At 60.3% G+C, this 16,784-nt stretch carries 15 protein-coding genes, 1 tRNA gene and 2 pseudogenes; 8 read left to right on the plus strand and 10 right to left on the minus strand.

Translation table 11 applies throughout. The features are described from left to right. Positions 1 to 144: 144 nt before the first annotated feature. Positions 145 to 1,362 (minus strand): MFS transporter, encoded by a 1,218-nt coding sequence (locus tag FHL16_RS19580; protein WP_010458290.1) that lies wholly within the window; start codon positions 1,360 to 1,362, stop codon positions 145 to 147. A gap of 332 nt (positions 1,363 to 1,694) precedes the next feature. Here FHL16_RS19580 and FHL16_RS19585 point away from each other — a divergent pair, with 332 nt between their 5' ends. Further along, positions 1,695 to 3,752 carry a methyl-accepting chemotaxis protein gene (locus FHL16_RS19585; protein WP_077749019.1) on the plus strand — a complete coding sequence of 686 codons (2,058 nt, stop codon included), beginning with the start codon at positions 1,695 to 1,697 and terminating at the stop codon, positions 3,750 to 3,752. A 116-nt stretch (positions 3,753 to 3,868) separates the two neighbouring features. Beyond that, positions 3,869 to 3,945, plus strand: a tRNA-Met gene (locus FHL16_RS19590). Positions 3,946 to 4,016: 71 nt separating this feature from the next. On the opposite strand, the pseudogene FHL16_RS19595 reads toward FHL16_RS19590, so the two are convergent. Beyond that, positions 4,017 to 5,126, minus strand: a pseudogene (locus FHL16_RS19595) (DUF2817 domain-containing protein). A 164-nt stretch (positions 5,127 to 5,290) separates the two neighbouring features. On the opposite strand from FHL16_RS19595, the gene ggt reads away from it, so the two are divergent. The 3 genes from ggt (at position 5,291) to FHL16_RS19610 (ending at position 8,047) form a co-directional block, all read left to right on the plus strand. Continuing rightward, positions 5,291 to 7,123, plus strand: a complete 1,833-nt coding sequence (gene ggt, locus FHL16_RS19600; RefSeq protein WP_077749020.1) for a gamma-glutamyltransferase — start codon at positions 5,291 to 5,293, stop codon at positions 7,121 to 7,123. 246 nt (positions 7,124 to 7,369) lie between these two features. Beyond that, a complete protein-coding gene (locus tag FHL16_RS19605) occupies positions 7,370 to 7,672 on the plus strand; it encodes a type II toxin-antitoxin system HigB family toxin (RefSeq protein WP_077749021.1) in 303 nt (100 codons plus the stop codon). Between the two features lie 3 nt (positions 7,673 to 7,675). Then, the gene (locus FHL16_RS19610) at positions 7,676 to 8,047 is read left to right on the plus strand and encodes a helix-turn-helix domain-containing protein (RefSeq protein ID WP_077749022.1); all 372 of its coding nucleotides are present in this window, start codon (positions 7,676 to 7,678) and stop codon (positions 8,045 to 8,047) included. A 76-nt stretch (positions 8,048 to 8,123) separates the two neighbouring features. Here FHL16_RS19610 and FHL16_RS19615 read toward each other — a convergent pair whose 3' ends face one another. Beyond that, positions 8,124 to 8,468, minus strand: a complete 345-nt coding sequence (locus tag FHL16_RS19615) for a gamma-glutamylcyclotransferase family protein (protein ID WP_010458309.1) — start codon at positions 8,466 to 8,468, stop codon at positions 8,124 to 8,126. A gap of 33 nt (positions 8,469 to 8,501) precedes the next feature. After that, a complete protein-coding gene (gene ddlA / locus FHL16_RS19620; RefSeq protein ID WP_010458310.1) occupies positions 8,502 to 9,596 on the minus strand; it encodes a D-alanine--D-alanine ligase in 1,095 nt (364 codons plus the stop codon). Between the two features lie 186 nt (positions 9,597 to 9,782). Here ddlA and FHL16_RS19625 point away from each other — a divergent pair, with 186 nt between their 5' ends. Together FHL16_RS19625 and FHL16_RS19630 are read left to right on the plus strand one after the other, a co-directional pair. After that, positions 9,783 to 10,592, plus strand: coding sequence for an AraC family transcriptional regulator (locus FHL16_RS19625; protein WP_077749037.1), 810 nt, complete (start codon positions 9,783 to 9,785; stop codon positions 10,590 to 10,592). 76 nt (positions 10,593 to 10,668) lie between these two features. After that, complete coding sequence (locus tag FHL16_RS19630; protein ID WP_077749023.1) at positions 10,669 to 11,037, plus strand: cupin domain-containing protein; 369 nt, start codon at positions 10,669 to 10,671, stop codon at positions 11,035 to 11,037. Positions 11,038 to 11,049: 12 nt separating this feature from the next. Here FHL16_RS19630 and FHL16_RS19635 read toward each other — a convergent pair whose 3' ends face one another. From FHL16_RS19635 to FHL16_RS19645, 4 genes and pseudogenes are all read right to left on the minus strand, one after another. Beyond that, positions 11,050 to 11,649, minus strand: coding sequence for a flavin reductase family protein (locus FHL16_RS19635; protein WP_077749024.1), 600 nt, complete (start codon positions 11,647 to 11,649; stop codon positions 11,050 to 11,052). Between the two features lie 56 nt (positions 11,650 to 11,705). Then, a complete protein-coding gene (locus FHL16_RS35065; RefSeq protein WP_370655159.1) occupies positions 11,706 to 12,266 on the minus strand; it encodes a methyl-accepting chemotaxis protein in 561 nt (186 codons plus the stop codon). Next, a pseudogene (locus tag FHL16_RS35070) lies at positions 12,246 to 13,070 on the minus strand (PAS domain-containing protein); the annotation flags it as partial. The gene FHL16_RS35065 and the pseudogene FHL16_RS35070, both read right to left, overlap by 21 nt. Before the next feature lie 80 nt (positions 13,071 to 13,150). Then, on the minus strand, positions 13,151 to 14,464 hold the full coding sequence (locus tag FHL16_RS19645) for an MFS transporter (RefSeq protein ID WP_010458327.1): 1,314 nt from the start codon (positions 14,462 to 14,464) through the stop codon (positions 13,151 to 13,153). A gap of 202 nt (positions 14,465 to 14,666) precedes the next feature. Between FHL16_RS19645 and FHL16_RS19650 the strand changes: the two genes are divergently transcribed. Further along, positions 14,667 to 16,085, plus strand: coding sequence for a short-chain fatty acid transporter (locus FHL16_RS19650; protein ID WP_010458328.1), 1,419 nt, complete (start codon positions 14,667 to 14,669; stop codon positions 16,083 to 16,085). 35 nt (positions 16,086 to 16,120) lie between these two features. On the opposite strand, the gene FHL16_RS19655 is transcribed toward FHL16_RS19650, so the two are convergent. Continuing rightward, positions 16,121 to 16,465, minus strand: a complete 345-nt coding sequence (locus tag FHL16_RS19655; protein ID WP_010458329.1) for a HepT-like ribonuclease domain-containing protein — start codon at positions 16,463 to 16,465, stop codon at positions 16,121 to 16,123. Continuing rightward, positions 16,462 to 16,752: a nucleotidyltransferase family protein gene (locus tag FHL16_RS19660; protein WP_010458330.1), complete on the minus strand. Its 291-nt coding sequence runs from the start codon at positions 16,750 to 16,752 to the stop codon at positions 16,462 to 16,464. The genes FHL16_RS19655 and FHL16_RS19660 overlap by 4 nt, the downstream gene beginning before the upstream one ends. Positions 16,753 to 16,784 lie beyond the last annotated feature (32 nt).

Below are 16,784 nucleotides of genomic sequence, written 5' to 3' on the forward strand. Positions count from 1 at the left end.
ACGCGGCTTTTTTGTGCCTGAAATCCGGGCGAGACCTAATCCTGCAGGAGCGAGGCTTGCCCGCGAAGAACGATGACGCGGTGTTCCTGGCAAACCGCGTAATGGCCTTGGCGGGCAAGCCACGCTCCTACAGGTGGAGCGGTGCTACGCCTTTTTGGTTCTTGGCAGGAAGATCGCCAGTACGCCAAACAATGGCAGGAACGAGCACAGGAAGTACACGTATTCGATGCCGTGGACATCCGCCAGATGCCCGAGCAACGCCGCGCCAATCCCGCCAAAACCGAACATCAATCCGAAGAACACCCCGGCAATCATCCCGACATTGCCCGGCACCAGCTCCTGTGCGTACACCACAATGGCCGAAAAGGCTGACGCGAGGATAAAGCCGATCAGCACGCTCAGAATGCTGGTCCAGAACAGATCAACGTGAGGCAGGATCAGCGTGAACGGCGCCACGCCAAGGATCGAGAACCAGATCACCGCCTTCCGCCCGATCTTGTCGCCAATCGGCCCACCGAAGAACGTCCCCGCCGCCACGGCGCCCAGGAACAGGAACAGATGCAGCTGCGAACTGGCCACCGACAGGTCGAACTTCTCGATCAGGTAGAAGGTGAAGTAGCTGGTGAAACTGGCCATGTAGAAATACTTGGAGAACACCAGCAGCCCGAGCACCACCAGCGCGCTGATCACCCGGCGTTTCGACAGGCCGTGCGTCGCCGCCTGACCTTGTTTGAGCTTGAACAGGTTTAAGTGGTTGGCGTACCAGCGGCTGATCCGATAGAGCACGAACAACGCAAACACGGCGAACAATCCAAACCACGCCACATGGCCCTGGCCGAAGGGAATGATGATCGCCGCTGCCAGCAACGGGCCGAAGGCCGAGCCGGCATTGCCTCCGACCTGAAAGGTCGATTGCGCCAGACCGAATCGCCCGCCCGAGGCCAGTCGAGCCACGCGAGAAGCTTCCGGGTGAAAGGTCGACGAGCCGATGCCAATCAACCCCGCCGCCAGCAGAATCAGCGGAAAAGTACTGACCACCGACATCATCAAAATACCGATCAGCGTGCAGACGGTTCCCGCCGGTAGCAGCCAGGGCTTGGGATGGCGATCGGTGTGGTAACCGACCCATGGCTGCAACAGCGAAGCCGTCAGCTGGAACGTCAAAGTGATCAATCCAACCTGGGTAAATGTCAGGCCATAGTTGGCTTTCAACATCGGATAAATCGACGGTAGAACCGACTGGATCAGATCATTGATCAAATGCGCCAGCGCCACCGCGCCAATGATGCGCATGACCAGAGGGCTGCTTTGTGAAGTCGCGGGTGCCGACGTCGTGCCGGTCTGAACATTGCTGATAGCCATGAGAATTTCCGTACAGCAGATGGGTGCACGCAGGCAGGTGCGTCAATGTGCCATTTTTCAGTGCGACAGCGCCATCCCCTTAGCCTGCTAACGACCTAGACACTCATCGCCAAGAAGGTGATAGCGCAACGCCATGGTCTGAATCTTGCCTTGTTAATCCGCTTCAACGCGGCCCCTTACAAAGGGGACCGAGAATGGGAAGTTTCGCTACAGAGTCGGCCTACAGAGCTGACAAGGGTGAACTTTCGAGGCCTTTTAAAAGGGCACAAGTCGCGGTCGCAACGACCCCGACGCACGCCAATGGTGCGTGGTGTCCAGAGGAGTCATGGGGCATGCAGGCTTTTTTATCACCGGGGATCGGATTGCTGGGGCGTTTTGGCTTCGCACGCAAATTTCAGTTGTTGTTTCTGCTGTTTATCCTGCCGCTGGCAGGCAGCCTGGTGATGATTGGTCAGGACTATCGCGCCAAACTTAACTTGATCTCCGGCGAACGTGCCGGTGTTCGGCAACTGCTCGCCCTGGATGCGCTCGATAACCTGCTCGCCGCCCAACGCGACCGCGCCGCCCGCTGGCGTGCGACGGAAACCAATCGCCAGCCAACGCCTGCAACCCTTGCCGCGATGGCTGGGTTCGATGCGGTTCAACCCGCCGTCGCCCAAGCCACCTCGGACCTCGGTGATGCGCTGAAAACCGAAGGCGCCGAGGGCGACACCCTGACCCGTTATCAGGCGCTGCAAACCGCCCTCAACGGCCTCGACTCGAAAAGCCTGAGCAGCGTTGGTTGGTGGCCGGATGGCTACGATCGTTTCACCAATGCCTTGAGTGCACTGCAAGCCCTGCGCGAGCAGATCGCCATGGACAATCGCCTGACCCTCGCGCCGTGGCTGGAAACCTACCTGCTGACGCAAATCTCGACACAGCATGCGCCGGACCTGATTGAGCGGGTTGGCCGCCTGGCCAGCGTCGGTCAGGCATCGGTGGTGTCCGGGCAGTTCACCCTGCAAAGCCGTCTGCAATTGCGCGATTTGCGCAGTCGTATCGGCGATGCCCGGGAACAGCTGGCGAAAACCGCCAGCCTGCTGGAAGCACGCCTGCCCAGCGCGTTGCAAAGCTGGGCCGGGCAATACCACGACAGCCTCAAGCATCTCGACGCTGAACTGAAAGTCCTCGATGACGGCGTCTTCGGCGGCAGCATCAAGCTCAAGCCGGAAGAATTCGAGCGCAGCCTCGACAGCCTGCTCACCGACCTCGCCTCGCTGCGCCAGCAGTCATTGGTTTCGCTGGATCAACGCCTGGATTACTACCATGGCTCGGCGATCCGCCAGTTTATTCTGGTGGCGACGATCTTTGGCTGCCTGCTGCTGGCCGCGCTGTACCTGTTCATCTGCTTGCAGGCCTCGATCCGGCGCAGCGCCAGCGGCATCACCCTGCTGGCCGAAGCATTGCGCGACGGCAACCTAAGCCTGCAAGTGCCGGTGCAGGGGCGCGACGAGCTGGCGGCCATCAGCACCGCCCTGAATGTCGCCGTGGTGCAGCTGCGCAACAGTTTGCTGGGGGTCGATCACGAAACCTTGCAGGTGAGCAACGCGGTGCGCACCCTCAACCATCACTCCAGCGGCGCCTTGGGCGAAGTTGAAGCGCAGCAATTGCAGATCAGCCAGATCGCCGCTGCGGCCACGCAGTTGGCCGCGACCTCTCAGGGTGTCGCCCAGAGTTGCGAACAGGCGTCCGGCAGCGCTCAACACACCCAACGCATTGCGGCCGATAGCAGCCGCGACAGCCAACGCACCACGGCGAGTATTCAGCAGCTCAACCAGCGCTTGAACGACACGGCGGCGGCACTCGGCCGGGTCAGCGAACAAGGCCAGCAGATCCAATTGGTGGTCGACACCATTCGCGGCGTGGCCGAGCAGACTAATCTGCTGGCGCTCAACGCGGCGATCGAGGCGGCTCGCGCGGGCGAACAGGGTCGCGGCTTTGCGGTGGTGGCGGATGAAGTGCGCAGCCTCTCGCAACGCACTCAGTCCTCCACCGCGCAGATCGCCGGCACTGTCGACAGTCTGCGCAGCACGGTGAATGAGGCGGTCAGCCTGATGGAAGCGGCCTGTAGCCAAGCGCAAAGTGATGCCCAGTCGGTCACCGGCCTGGGCGAACGCCTCGGGGAAATTGCCCACGCGGTGCAAGGCGTTACCGACACCCTGGCGCAGATCGCCACGGCGGTTGAGGAACAGGCCAGCACCGCCGATGAAGTCAGCGGCAACATCCAGCAGGTCGATCAGGCCGCGGTAAGGTTGCTCGAAGGCGCGCGGGCGGTGAACCTGGCGGCGGACACCTTGAGCCAGGGCAGCAAGGCCTTGAGTGCCAATACCGGGAGATTTCAGCTCAGTTGACGCCCTCACCCGGCCCGAATATTCGGCTCAGGTGGATAAGCGGTTGAAAGCGTAGAGAAATATTTTGGATTTACGCTTGACGCATCTGCATTACCGGTGAATAATGCGCGCCACTTGGCTACATAGCTCAGTTGGTTAGAGCATAGCATTCATAATGCTGGGGTCCGGGGTTCAAGTCCCTGTGTAGCCACCAAGTACTAAAAACGGCTTACCGAAAGGTAGGCCGTTTTTTTATGCCTCGCGAAAAGTGCCCCGAACAGCACTTCAAGAACGAACCGTCGGCAACGCCGATAACGCGCGCTCCCAAATCTGCCACGTCCGCAGCCAGACCATCGCCTGCCAGTCGCTGTCGGCAGGATAGAACTGCTCCAGCAGATTCAGCTTGATCTCGCGCCCCACCGCATCACTTGGATTGCCGTGCAGATGCAGCCAGTGGTCATCGCGCAAATGACGATGAACGTCCGGCCCCGGATACGTCCCGCACTCGATCACGAACGGCATCAGTTTGACCTGCGGCAGCGCATTGATCAGTGCCTGCGAGGTGTAGCCCGTCGCGGTGGCCGCCACGCCGGTTTCGCTCAAGGTGTCGGCACCGGTCAGCAACGTGTAGAGCCAGGGTCCATAAATGGCCTGCGCATCGGGTAGCGCCGGATAAGCCGCCTCGGTGATGGTCAGCAACATCGGATGACCGTACTCGCCAGCGCCGGTGTGCTAATCGAAACACATCGCGACCTCGGCGTGGGCAACATGCGTTTGCAGGATTTCGTGCAGCGTGCGATTCGACCAGCTCGGCGCCAGGCCGCCATAAAACAGGCCATCGGGATGACTGTGCTGGCCGCCCTCGACGATCGACATCACCGCTGGCCAGCCGTGTTCGCGAATCTGTCCGTCGAGCAAGGCGTCGGCGCGCTCACGTTCGGGCCCCCGCAACTCAGTGAACGCATAGATGTCATGCAGCGTTGCATAAGCCTGATTGTCCGGCAGCGGACGTTCGAAGTTCAGGTGATTGCGGTTCAGATCGATGTTGTCTTCGTTGACCCGACGCAGCCATGCGGTGCCCCAGGGATTGATCAGGTGGATCATCACCACCGCGACATCGGCCGGCAGTGAACGCTTGCCCAACTCCTGCATCCACTTGATCTGGCATCCCGAGCCATAGAAACCTTCCACCCCATGGGTGCCGCTCAACGCAATCAGCAATCGCTTGGCACCTGGATCACCCAACACCGCCACATCGGTGCTCAAGGGTTCACCGAAAGGTCCTTTGAGGGGATGCGGATATTCAGTCAACGTCGCTCCGGCCGCAGTCGCTGCGGCGAGGAATTGCTCACGCTGAGTGCGATAACTCGGCTGGGTGGGAAACTCGGTCTGCATGGCTGCCTCTTGTTGATTTTCTGACCCGTCTGATGCCCTCGACCCTACAGAAAATCCGTCAACTCATGAAGGGTAAAAGCGTCTTGGCTGTCATCCGTGGTTTGCACCACGCCCTGTCGGCCGATAAAGTCCCCTGATCTTTTCCCACGGACGGAGTGCCCAACGTGTTCTCAGCCTTCCGCTTGAGCCGCTATCGCCTGTCAGCCTTTTCGCTGATCGCCACCGCGCTAACCCTTGCAGCGTGCAACGCCCCGCCCACGTCGACATTGCCGATCGCGCCGGAAGTCGCCTCGGGTTATCGCACCGACCTGCAAACCCGGCACGCCTCGAAACACATGGCGGCGGCAGCCAACCCTCTGGCGGCCGAGGCCGGGCGCGAGATGCTGCGTCAGGGCGGCTCGGCGGTGGATGCCGCGATTGCCATGCAAGCGGTGTTGACGCTGGTGGAACCTCAATCCTCGGGCATCGGCGGCGGCACGTTCATTGTGTTGTGGGATGGCAAGAACGTGCGCACTTACGACGGTCGCGAAACCGCACCGGCCGGCGCCACGGAGAAGCTTTTCCTACAAGCCGACGGCAAACCGATGGCCTTCACCCAGGCGCAGATTGGGGGGCGCTCAGTGGGCACGCCCGGTGTGTTGCGAGCGCTTGAGCTGGCACATCAGAAACACGGTCGTCTGCCATGGGCGCAACTGTTCGAACCGGCCATCCGACTCGCGGAGCAAGGTTTCGCCATCTCGCCGCGCTTGCATCAGCTGATCGCTTCAGATTCCTCCATGCGTCGCTCGCCTGACATGATGGCGTACTTCCTGAATGCCGATGGCAGCCCGAAAGCCGCCGGCACTCAGCTGAAAAACCCGGCACTGGCCGCCGTACTCAAACGCATCGCCACAGAAGGTCCCGATGCGTTGTACAAAGGGCCGGTTGCGCAAGAAATCGTCGCCAAGGTTCAGGGCCACGCCAACCCTGGCAGTCTGTCGCTGAACGATCTCCAAGGCTATACGGCCAAGGAACGCGCGCCGCTATGCACCGACTACAAACGCTGGCAGGTCTGCGGCATGCCGCCGCCGTCGTCGGGCGGGATCGCCGTGGCGCAGATCCTCGGCACACTCCAGGCGCTGGAAGTACGCGACCAGCGTTTTGCCTTGGCCTCAATGAAACCGGTCAAGACCGACAAACCCGCCGGCACCGAGCCGACGCCAGAAGCCGTGCACCTGATTGCCGAAGCCGAGCGCCTGGCCTACGCCGACCGCGCGCTCTATCTGGCCGACGCCGACTTCGTTCCCGTCCCTGTCAAAGGCCTGGTGGACCCGAGCTACCTGGCCAGCCGCGCCGCCCTGATCGGTGACCGCAGCATGGGCATAGCCAAACCCGGCACCCCGCCGGGCATCAAGATCGCCTATGCACCGGACCGTTCACCGCTGCGCATCTCGACCTCGCAAGTGGTCGCGGTCGATGACGAAGGTGGCGCGGTGTCCATGACCACCACCGTCGAATCCGCGTTTGGCTCGCACGTGATGGTTCAGGGTTTTCTGCTCAACAATCAGATGACCGACTTCTCGTTCATCCCCGAAGAAAACGGGCAGAAAGTCGCCAACCGCGTCGAACCCGGCAAACGCCCCCGCTCGTCCATGGCACCGACGCTGATTTTCGACCGTCAGAGCGGCGAATTCCTCGCCACCATCGGCTCGCCGGGCGGTTCGCAAATCATCGAATACGTCGCCAAATCCACCATCGGCCTGCTCGACTGGAACCTCGACCCGCAAGCCGCCATCAGCCTGCCCAACTTCGGCAGCCGAAACGGCCCGACGGAACTGGAAGAGGGTCAGTTCAGCGCCGGGTTGATTCAGGCGCTGAAGGACAAAGGGCACAGCGTGAGCGAGATCGACATGACCAGCGGCACCCAGGCGATTGTTCGGGTGAAGGATGCGCAGGGGAAGGCTTCGTTGGCGGGCGGGGCCGATCCTCGTCGTGAGGGGGCTGCGTTGGGGGATTGATTCCTACAGAGGGTGGAAAAGGCTTACCGGGAGGTAGGCCTTTTTTGTATGTAATGAGTCCTGTTCGGCTACCTCGCGCCGACTTTTCCTACCTGCACACCACTGCTTCTTCAATAGAGTTCAAAGATCATTTTTCGCATCAGTTCAGCCACCCGAAGCACCTAGGTACAAAGTCGAATCCGCACCTCCCATCGGCCACACCTCCACAGACTTGCATCAGTCCCACCACGGGACTAGGATCACGCCATGAGAATTATCGCCATTAGTCAGCTTAAAAGTTTTTGGGAGCGCTACCCGGACGCAGAACAATCCTTACTAGCTTGGATTGACGAGGCAAGAAATGCCGAGTGGAAAACACCTGCGAACATAAAAGCGCACTTTGCTACCGCCAGCATTCTCAAGAGCCGTAGAGTCGTGTTCAACATCAAGGGTAATGACTTTCGGCTGGTAGTCGCTGTGGCTTATCGCTTCGGCGCCGTTTACATAAAATTTGTCGGCACTCACAAGCAGTACGACGCAATCGACGCCGATACCGTCGAGATGGAGTAACCAATGAACATTCGTCCGATTCACACCGACGAGGACTACCGCGCAGCCCTCAAGACTGTATCTGCCCTTTTCGACAATGAGCCAGAGCCTGGCACGCCTGAAGGGGATTATTTCGACATCATGATCACACTGATCGAAGCTTATGAATCGAAGCAGTTTCCAGTTGATCTGCCCAATCCAATCGATGCGATAAAATTTCGCATGGAACAATCAGGTCTGTCCGCAGCGGACCTTGCGCCTGCCATTGGCCGGACAAACCGGGTTTACGAAGTGCTTAATGGCAAGCGTGCGTTGACGCTCCCGATGATATGGAAACTACATGATCTGTTCGGAATACCAGCAGAGAGCCTGATTAAACCTATGAAACAAGCTTGATCAAACGTCGGTCGAAGCGTACTGGCCGACGCTGAAAATCTCCCCTCCCCGGCTCATCGGATATCACGCAGGCACACTACACGCTCACGTACACCCACGCTTCAATCCCGGATTGAAGGACTACGCTGACACGCTTGTAATCCGATACCTCATAACTGTCGGCGGCGGCTAGTTCCTCGGGTGTGATCTGGAACACCATGCCGGGAATCGGGACGCTGCTATCGCTTCCCGGACGAAGAATCGGATGGTGAGTCTTGCCGCTGGTGGCCAACACCTCTGGGTCGGTGATTTCGACCCAGGACTGCTCGTACCCCAGCATCGCATCGGCACTGCCGCTGAGCTCGCGCCCGAAGTTGGCCAGTTGCACGACTTTGTCCTGCAAGGTGCCGTAGGAAAACAGGTACTCCGTTTTATCGCTCATCCATAAATCCTTGTTTGAATAGTCCCGAGTAGCTTATCGGGTGATCTTCAACGCTTGCCGTGCCTTGTGCTTCTCCAGCGCCAGATCGATCAAGCGGCTGACCAGCTCGCTGTAAGTCATGCCGGTGGCTTGCCAGAGCTTGGGGTACATGCTGATTCGGGTGAAGCCGGGCAGCGAGTTGATTTCGTTGATCAGCACTTCGCCGCTGTCGGTCAGGAACACATCGACCCGCGCCAGCCCGGAGCAGCCGAGCACCTGAAACGCCTCGACAGCCAAGGCGCGGATGCGCTCACTGGCCTCGCTGCTGATGTTGGCCGGCACCACGACCTCTGCCGCTTGAGCGTCGATGTATTTGCTGTCGTAGGAATAGAAGCCGCTGCGCACCACGATCTCGCCACAACCGCTGGCGATGGCATCTTCGTTGCCCAGCACCGCGCACTCGATCTCGCGACCGTTGACGGCGGATTCGATCAATACTTTTTCATCGAAACCCAGGGCCAGTTCCACTGCCGCCGTGTACTCGGCTTCGTCACTGACCTTGCTGACGCCCACGGACGACCCCTGGTTCGCCGGCTTCACGAACAGCGGCAGACCGAGTTTGGCCTGGACCTCGGCGAACCCGGTGCGCGCGGCGCTGGCACGAGTCAGGGTCACGAAGGGCGTAACTGCAATCCCGGCGTCACGCAACAGCCGCTTGCTGATGTCCTTGTCCATGCACACCGCCGAGCCGAGCACATCGGAGCCGACAAAGGGTAAATCCGCCATGCGCAACAGGCCTTGCAGGCAACCGTCTTCACCCAGCGTGCCGTGCACGATCGGGAAGATCACATCGACGTGGCCCAGCATTTCCTGACTCGAGGTTTCGACCAATTGCTGGCTGGCCTTGCCCGGCACCACGGCCAGTTCCCGGTTGGACTGGTTGAGGGCGATCAGGGCCGGATTTTCCTGGTTGAGCAGGAAGTTCGATGGATCATTGAGGTGCCAATGGCCTTGCTTGTCGATACCGATCAGCACCGGTTCGAAGCGCGACCGATCCAGCGCATCGACGATGTTTTTCGCCGATTGCAGCGACACTTCGTGCTCCGCCGAACGACCACCAAAAATAATCCCTACCCGTAGTTTGCTCATACCAGACACCTCGACGAACGATCAAACGCACCCGCGCCTCGATGGCTTACAGGGTGCAGAGAATGCTCGATACCTTGCTACATTTGTATGCGGTTTTCTACCAGCCCCATGGGTTTTGTCGGCCAGCAGACAGGTGGCCGGTCCCTGGGTTACCGTGGTCGACATTGCGCTCAAGACAACGACACCATGGCCAAGCACACGCCTCCCATCGACTGGTTCCATCGCGCCCCCGACGTGGGCGGGGTTCAGCGTTTCGAGGCATTTTTTGCCGGCCACGGCTACGACCTTCACCGCCATGACACCTACGCAATCGGCCGGACCCTGGCCGGCGTGCAGAGTTTTCAATACCGCGGCGGCTGGCGCCACAGTCTGCCCGGCGGGACCCTGGTGCTGCACCCGGACGAAGTCCACGATGGCGAGGCTGGCACCGAGGCCGGCTTCAAGTACCGGATGATGTACATCGAGCCGGCGCTGATCCAGCAGATACTCGGCGGGCAACCGCTGCCGTTCATCAAGACCGGATTGTCGACCGACCCACGCCTGTTCGCCGCCACCGACGTGCTGCTGCGAAGCCTGGATTGCCCCCTCGATCCACTGGAAGAGCAGGACGCGCTGTTCGATCTGGCGCAGGCATTGAGCACTGTCTCCGGCGCGCCCGGTAAACGCCAACGCTTCGACTACGTGGCGGCGGAGCGCGCGCGGGAGTTCATCCACAGCGCCCTGGATCGCACGGTGACACTGGAGGAACTGGCGCAGCACAGCGGTCGGGATCGCTGGAGTCTGTCGAGGGATTTCCGCCTGCTGTTCGGCACCAGCCCTTATCGATACCTGACCATGCGTCGCCTGGACCTGGTCCGCGCCCTGCTGATCCAGGGCCAGTCTCTGGTCAGTGCCGCACTGATCGCCGGTTTCACCGACCAGAGCCACATGACCCGGCAATTCAGCAAGGCATACGGCCTGTCACCGGCCCGCTGGATGAAAATGCACCGCCGCTGAGCGCGCACAATCGTACAAGAAGCCCGCTGCCGTGCTGACTATCGTGGCTTCACGATCAACCACGAGAGCATTCTTCATGAACGCCTACCAAAGCCTGAACTTCGCTGAAAAAATCGCCCGGATCGACTCGCACTGGAGCCCTCGGGTCATCGCCGAGATGAACGACTACCAGTTCAAAGTGGTGAAACTGCTGGGGGATTTCATCTGGCACGATCACCTGGACACCGACGAGACCTTCATCGTGCTCGAGGGGCAGCTGCGCATCGACTTTCGCGATGGCCACGTCCTGCTGAACGCGGGGGAAATGTATGTGGTGCCGAAGGGTGTCGAGCACAAACCCTCTGCCGCGCAAGAAGTGAAACTGCTGCTGATCGAGCCCAAGGGTGTGTTGAATACAGGCAGCGAAGGCGGCGAACGCACGGCGCAGAATGACGTCTGGGTGTAAAAGGCAGCCGGTTTACGGCTGCAGAGTCTTGCCGTCCACCGGCTCGCCGATCGTCAGGAAATGCCCGCCCGCCACATGATGCAGGGTGCGTAGCGCATCGTGTCCCGCGAAGTGCCAACGGCCTTCGCTGAACACGCGCTCATCGGCCTGGGCGGCAATCACCTCGGCCAGGAACAGGTCGTATTGCTGATGGTTGTTGGGCTCCGGCAGCAGTCGGCACTCCAGCCAGGCGACGCAACCTTCAAGCATCGGCGCATCGATCAGCTCGCCACTGAACGTCTGCAGGCCGTACACCTGAAACTTGTCCAGGCCCTGGCCCTGAGTCAGCTCCAGGCCCGACGTCGAGCCCACAGTCTGGGCGATATCGGCCTGGGCCGCGCAGGGAACGTTCAGCACGAAGGTGCCCGACGCTTCCAGCAGTTGGCGGGTCCAGGTGGACTTGTCCAGCACCACGGCGATTTTCGGCGGTTCGAAGTCCAAAGGCATGGCCCAGGCCGCGGCCATGATGTTGCGCTTGCCTTCATGCGCCGCGCTGACCAGCACGGTCGGCCCGTGATTGAGCAAGCGATAAGCCTTGGACAAGGGAACCGGACGGCGGTGAGAAACGCTCATGAGGGCTGCTCCTGGGAAAACGCCGATTGTAGCGATTTCCACCAGGAGGTCAGTTATCAAGTCGCCAGTTGATTGGCAAACTGCCCGACCGCGTTCACCACTTTCTGTGCGCCGTCCTGAATCTCGACGATCACCGTGCCCGCTTCCGCCGCCAGCGCCAGGCCTTGTTCAGCCTGAAGTTTGCCGTCGGTCATCAGGGCCACGGCATTGCGCGCCATGTCCTGGTTCTGGCGTACCACGCCAACGATTTCATCGGTGGCCTGGCTGGTACGGGACGCCAACTGCCGGACTTCATCCGCCACCACCGCAAAACCTCGCCCCTGTTCACCGGCGCGCGCCGCTTCGATGGCTGCGTTAAGCGCCAGCAGGTTGGTCTGTTCGGCAATGCCGCTGATGGTTTTGACGATGGTGCCAATCACCAGCGACTGCTCGTTCAACGCTTCGATGCCTTCGCCGGCGGTTTGCATGTGCCGGGCCAGGTCACGCATTACGTCCACCGCCTGAGTCACCACGGCGGTTCCACGCTGAGCGCTTTGATCGGTTTGCTGGGAGGTGCTGTAGGCGATGTTGGCCGCTTCGGCGACCGCCTGCTCCTGATTGACCTGATCGGTAATCACCGTGGCGAATTTCACCACTTTGTAGAGCGTGTTGTTGGCATCCACCACCGGGTTGTAGGACGCCTCCAGCCAGACCACACGACCGTGGTTGTCCACACGCTTGAAGCGGCCTGCCACGAATTCGCCGGCGTTCAGGCGGCGCCAGAAGTTCTGGTATTCCGCGCTGTTGTACTCTTCAGGCTCGCAGAACGTACGGTGATGTTTGCCCTTGATTTGCGCCAGGCTGTAACCCATGCCGCTGAGGAACCGCTCGTTGGCCGCCAACACATTGCCATTGAGATCGAACTCGATGACCGCCGTCGAACGCACCAGCGCGCCGATCAGGTTCTCATGCTCGCGGGACGCCTCGATGGTGCGGGTCAGGTCGCTGGAATAAATCGAGAAGTGCTTGATCCGCCCCTCCGAGGACAACACGGGCTGCACAATCGAACGCAACCAGGCTTCCTTGCCATTGCCCCGCAGCAAACGCACGGCGCCGGCAAAGTGCTCACGGCGGGTCAGCGCAGCCTTGAAGCGGAGGTGGAATTCGTCCGATTTCACATGGGGCGGGACGATGTCTTCAATGTGCCGGCCGATCAGGTCGCTGCTTTTGTAGAGCATCTCGCCGAGGAAGTTCTGGTTGACCAATTGAATCCGTCCATCAGGATCCAGGGTCAGGACCAGCATCTCGCTTTCCAGACTGTCCTTCACTTGCTGAAGGCTGGAGAGTTCTTCGCGAAGAGCCGACAGCTCCTGCTTCAAGCGTTTGTTGAACATGGAAAGCACCGATGGACAGGAATGGAAAGCGGCATGCAGCCTAGCCATCGGCCTTGCGGATATTTTCTGAAGAGTGTTTCAGGGTTGTCCTACAAAAATAGTTGCGGCACGCCTGCGTGACCTTGCGCTCATGCCGTGCCAGCGGCCGGGCAATGTTCAACCCGGGGCATCCGTGTACCGAAATAAGCAGCGCTGCTCACGCCCACCGCGCCCATCACCGCACTGAAGATCACGCAAATCCACGGACTCCACGGCATCAGACCGATCAGCAACAACGGTGTGACACTCGCCCACGCTGCGTAGGCAATGTTGTAGGTGAAGGAAATCCCCGAGACGCGAATTCGCGCGGGAAACAGGCTGATCATCACCGACGGCACCGCGCCGACGACCCCGCAACCGAGTCCGGCAATCGCGTAGGCCAAGCCGATCCATTGGCCCCCGGTGATCAGGCACGTATAAAGCACGCCGATGCCCAGCGGCAGCAGCAGGCTATAGAGCATGACCGTGCGCCAGGCGCCGATGCGATCGACGAGCAGCCCGGCGAGTACACAGCCGATGTTCAGGAACACAATGCCCAAGGCACTCAAGGCGAAGGTGTGGCTGGCAGTCATGCCGAAGGTTTTCTGCATCATGGTCGGGGTGATGACCACGAACACCACCACCGCCGACGTCAGTACGCAGGTGAGGAGCATCGCTGGCAATATCGCCAGGCGATGTTCGCGCAAGACCGTGCGTAGCGGCAGTTCGACAGCGGCCTCGCGCTTGGCCTGCATGGCCATGAACACAGGGGTTTCGCTAAGCCAGCGGCGCAGCCAGACGCCAATCACCCCGAACACGCCGCCCAGCAGGAACGGGTAACGCCAGGCGTAATCGAGGATTTCCGTCGGGGTGAACGCCTGCGCCAGAAAGGTCGCGGTCAGGGCGCCGATCAGGTAGCCAAAGGTCAGCCCGGCTTGCAAGAAGCCCAGGGCATAACCGCGATGCCCGGCCGGCGCGTGCTCGGCGACGAACACCCAGGCGCTCGGCACTTCACCGCCGACCGCAGCGCCCTGCAGGACCCGCAGGACCAACAGCAGCAGCGGTGCGAAATAGCCGATCTGGGCGTAGGTCGGCATGATGCCGATCAGCAGGCACGGCAGCGCCATCATCAGGATGCTCAGGCTGAAGACCTTCTTGCGCCCCAGCCGGTCGGCGAAATGCGCCATCAGAATGCCGCCCAATGGGCGCGCCAGATAACCCGTCACGAAAATCCCGAAGCTTTGCAGCAAGCGCAGCCACTCGGGCATTTCCGGTGGGAAAAACAGCTGGCTGAGGGTCAGCGCGAAAAAGACGAAAATGATGAAATCGTAGATTTCCAGGGCGCCGCCAAGGGCCGCCAGGCCAAGGGTCTTGTAGTCCGAGCGGCTGAACGGCGTCGGGCGCGAATCGGTATTGGCAGTCATGAAAAGAACTCTGGCACGGGCAAAAAACCAAGGCGCCCATGGTCTACGCAAACGCGTCCACCGACAACCCGTTAGACCAAAGTCTCAGACGGGTTAATCTTCGTCACAAAAAAATGACCGATTGAATTACTGTTGGCACCTGTCCAGACGGGCCTTTGCCGCCCCAAAGACCACAATAAACATAAAAATTCGAGGTACTCCCGTGGCCGCTGATATCGAAGATACCCGCTCCGCCCGCTTTGCCCTGCGCTGTTCAAGTTTTGCCGAACGCTGGTTCCCCGACTCGTGGGTGTTTGCCGCGCTGGCGGTGATCATCGTGGCCGTGGCGACCCTGTTCATGGGCGCCAAACCCACTGACGCGGCCATGGCTTTCGGTGATGGGTTCTGGAGCCTGATCCCGTTCACCATGCAGATGGCGTTCGTGGTCATCGGCGGTTATGTGGTCGCCAGCTCCCCGCCCGCGGTGAAACTCATCGACCGCCTGGCCCGGATCCCGAAAAACGGCCGCTCGGCCGTGGCCTGGGTCGCGTTGATTTCCATGGTGGCGTCGCTGCTGAACTGGGGCCTGTCGCTGGTGTTCGGCGGTCTGCTGGTGCGCGCCCTCGCTCGCCGCACCGACCTGAAAATGGATTACCGCGCCGCCGGTGCTGCCGCGTATCTGGGCCTTGGCGCCGTGTGGGCCTTGGGCCTGTCGTCGTCCGCCGCGCAATTACAGGCCAACCCGGCCAGCCTGCCACCCTCGATTCTGTCGATCACCGGCGTCATTCCGTTCACCCAGACCATTTTTCTCTGGCAGTCCGGCGTCATGTTGCTGGCACTGATCGTGATTTCGCTGATCATCGCCTACGCCACCGCGCCGGGGCCGAAAACAGCCCGCGACGCCGAAGCCTGCGGCATTGACCCGAGCTTCAACCTGCCACCGCTGCAACCGCGCACCCGCCCCGGCGAATGGCTGGAGCACAGCCCGCTGCTGACAATTTTGCTGGTGCTGCTGGCAGCGGGGTGGCTGTTCCACGAGTTTTCGACTAAACCGGCGATCAGCGCGATCTCGGGCCTGAACACTTACAACTTCCTGTTCATCATGCTCGGCGCGCTGCTGCACTGGCGCCCGCGCAGCTTCCTCGATGCCGTATCGCGAGCGGTGCCAACCACCACCGGCGTGCTAATCCAGTTTCCGCTCTACGGCTCGATCGCTGCGCTGATGACCACGGTCAAAGGCACTGACGCGCAGACCCTGGCCCACCACATCTCGACCTTCTTCGTCAGCATTGCGTCCCACGACACTTATGCGCTGCTGATGGGCGTTTACTCGGCGATTCTCGGTTTCTTCATTCCATCCGGCGGCGGCAAATGGATCATCGAAGCGCCTTATGTCATGCAGGTGGCCACCGACCTGAATTACCACCTGGGTTGGGCCGTGCAAATCTACAACGCGGCTGAAGCCCTGCCGAACCTGATTAACCCGTTCTACATGCTGCCGCTGCTGGGCGTGCTCGGGTTGAAGGCGCGGGACTTGATTGGCTTCTCGTTCGTGCAATTGCTGGTGCACACGCCGCTGGTGCTGTTTTTGCTGTGGGCGCTGGGGACGACGCTGACGTATACGCCGCCGGTGATGCCGTAAACGAAGTTGATTGCACCTGTGCAAAGCAGGTGCAATCAGATTTGATCGGAGGGTAAAACCTTCAACAACTCAGGCAAGGCCGTCTGAACGGTATCCCACACCACTTCGAGATTGATATCGAAATAGCCGTGAGCAATGCGGTTGCGCATACCTCGCATGCTGCGCCATGGCACTTGTGAATTTTCGCTCGCAAAATCCGCATAGCCATCCATTACTTTGGTGGCTGCTTCACCAATAATGATGAGGCTCATGATCACAGCTTGCTGGGTACGTTTGTCTTCGGAAAACTCTTCTTTACTCAAGCCTTCGACAAAAATCAGCGCATCGCTTGCGGCTTGCCGCATATGGTCAAGGTAATCTGCGAGACGGTTAACAGTCATACGGGACGAGCCTGTTCGAGTACCTGCTGACGAAACTTCAACGGAAGATCTCCCGGCGTCAGCAGATCAACACTGACCCCCAGCAAATCTTCGAGCTCGACTTGAAGCCCTCCGAGATCGAAAAGCGTGGCCCCTGGGAGAGCGTCCACCAGTAAATCAAGGTCACTCCCTTCTTTATCTGTCCCGAGTAACGCGGAACCAAATACACGAGGGTTGGACGTACGAAATCGACCGACGACCTCGCGGACGGCTGCTCGTTTTAGATCCAGTGCAGTAGAAGGTTTCATGGGTGACCTTTGCCAAGTCCAATACTGCGCCA

The organism is Pseudomonas sp. FSL W5-0299, assembly GCF_005930655.1.
Lineage (GTDB): Bacteria > Pseudomonadota > Gammaproteobacteria > Pseudomonadales > Pseudomonadaceae > Aquipseudomonas > Aquipseudomonas mandelii.

Excerpts from the sequence above, each read along its gene's own strand:
- FHL16_RS19580 (WP_010458290.1), bottom strand. The coding sequence starts at position 1,362 with ATGGCTATCAGCAATGTTCAGACCGGCACGACGTCGGCACCCGCGACT.
- FHL16_RS19585 (WP_077749019.1), top strand. The coding sequence starts at position 1,695 with ATGCAGGCTTTTTTATCACCGGGGATCGGATTGCTGGGGCGTTTTGGC.
- FHL16_RS19605 (WP_077749021.1), top strand. The coding sequence starts at position 7,370 with ATGAGAATTATCGCCATTAGTCAGCTTAAAAGTTTTTGGGAGCGCTAC.
- FHL16_RS19610 (WP_077749022.1), top strand. The coding sequence starts at position 7,676 with ATGAACATTCGTCCGATTCACACCGACGAGGACTACCGCGCAGCCCTC.
- FHL16_RS19615 (WP_010458309.1), bottom strand. The coding sequence starts at position 8,468 with ATGAGCGATAAAACGGAGTACCTGTTTTCCTACGGCACCTTGCAGGAC.
- ddlA (WP_010458310.1), bottom strand. The coding sequence starts at position 9,596 with ATGAGCAAACTACGGGTAGGGATTATTTTTGGTGGTCGTTCGGCGGAG.
- FHL16_RS19625 (WP_077749037.1), top strand. The coding sequence starts at position 9,783 with ATGGCCAAGCACACGCCTCCCATCGACTGGTTCCATCGCGCCCCCGAC.
- FHL16_RS19630 (WP_077749023.1), top strand. The coding sequence starts at position 10,669 with ATGAACGCCTACCAAAGCCTGAACTTCGCTGAAAAAATCGCCCGGATC.
- FHL16_RS19635 (WP_077749024.1), bottom strand. The coding sequence starts at position 11,649 with ATGAGCGTTTCTCACCGCCGTCCGGTTCCCTTGTCCAAGGCTTATCGC.
- FHL16_RS19645 (WP_010458327.1), bottom strand. The coding sequence starts at position 14,464 with ATGACTGCCAATACCGATTCGCGCCCGACGCCGTTCAGCCGCTCGGAC.
- FHL16_RS19655 (WP_010458329.1), bottom strand. The coding sequence starts at position 16,465 with ATGACTGTTAACCGTCTCGCAGATTACCTTGACCATATGCGGCAAGCC.
- FHL16_RS19660 (WP_010458330.1), bottom strand. The coding sequence starts at position 16,752 with ATGAAACCTTCTACTGCACTGGATCTAAAACGAGCAGCCGTCCGCGAG.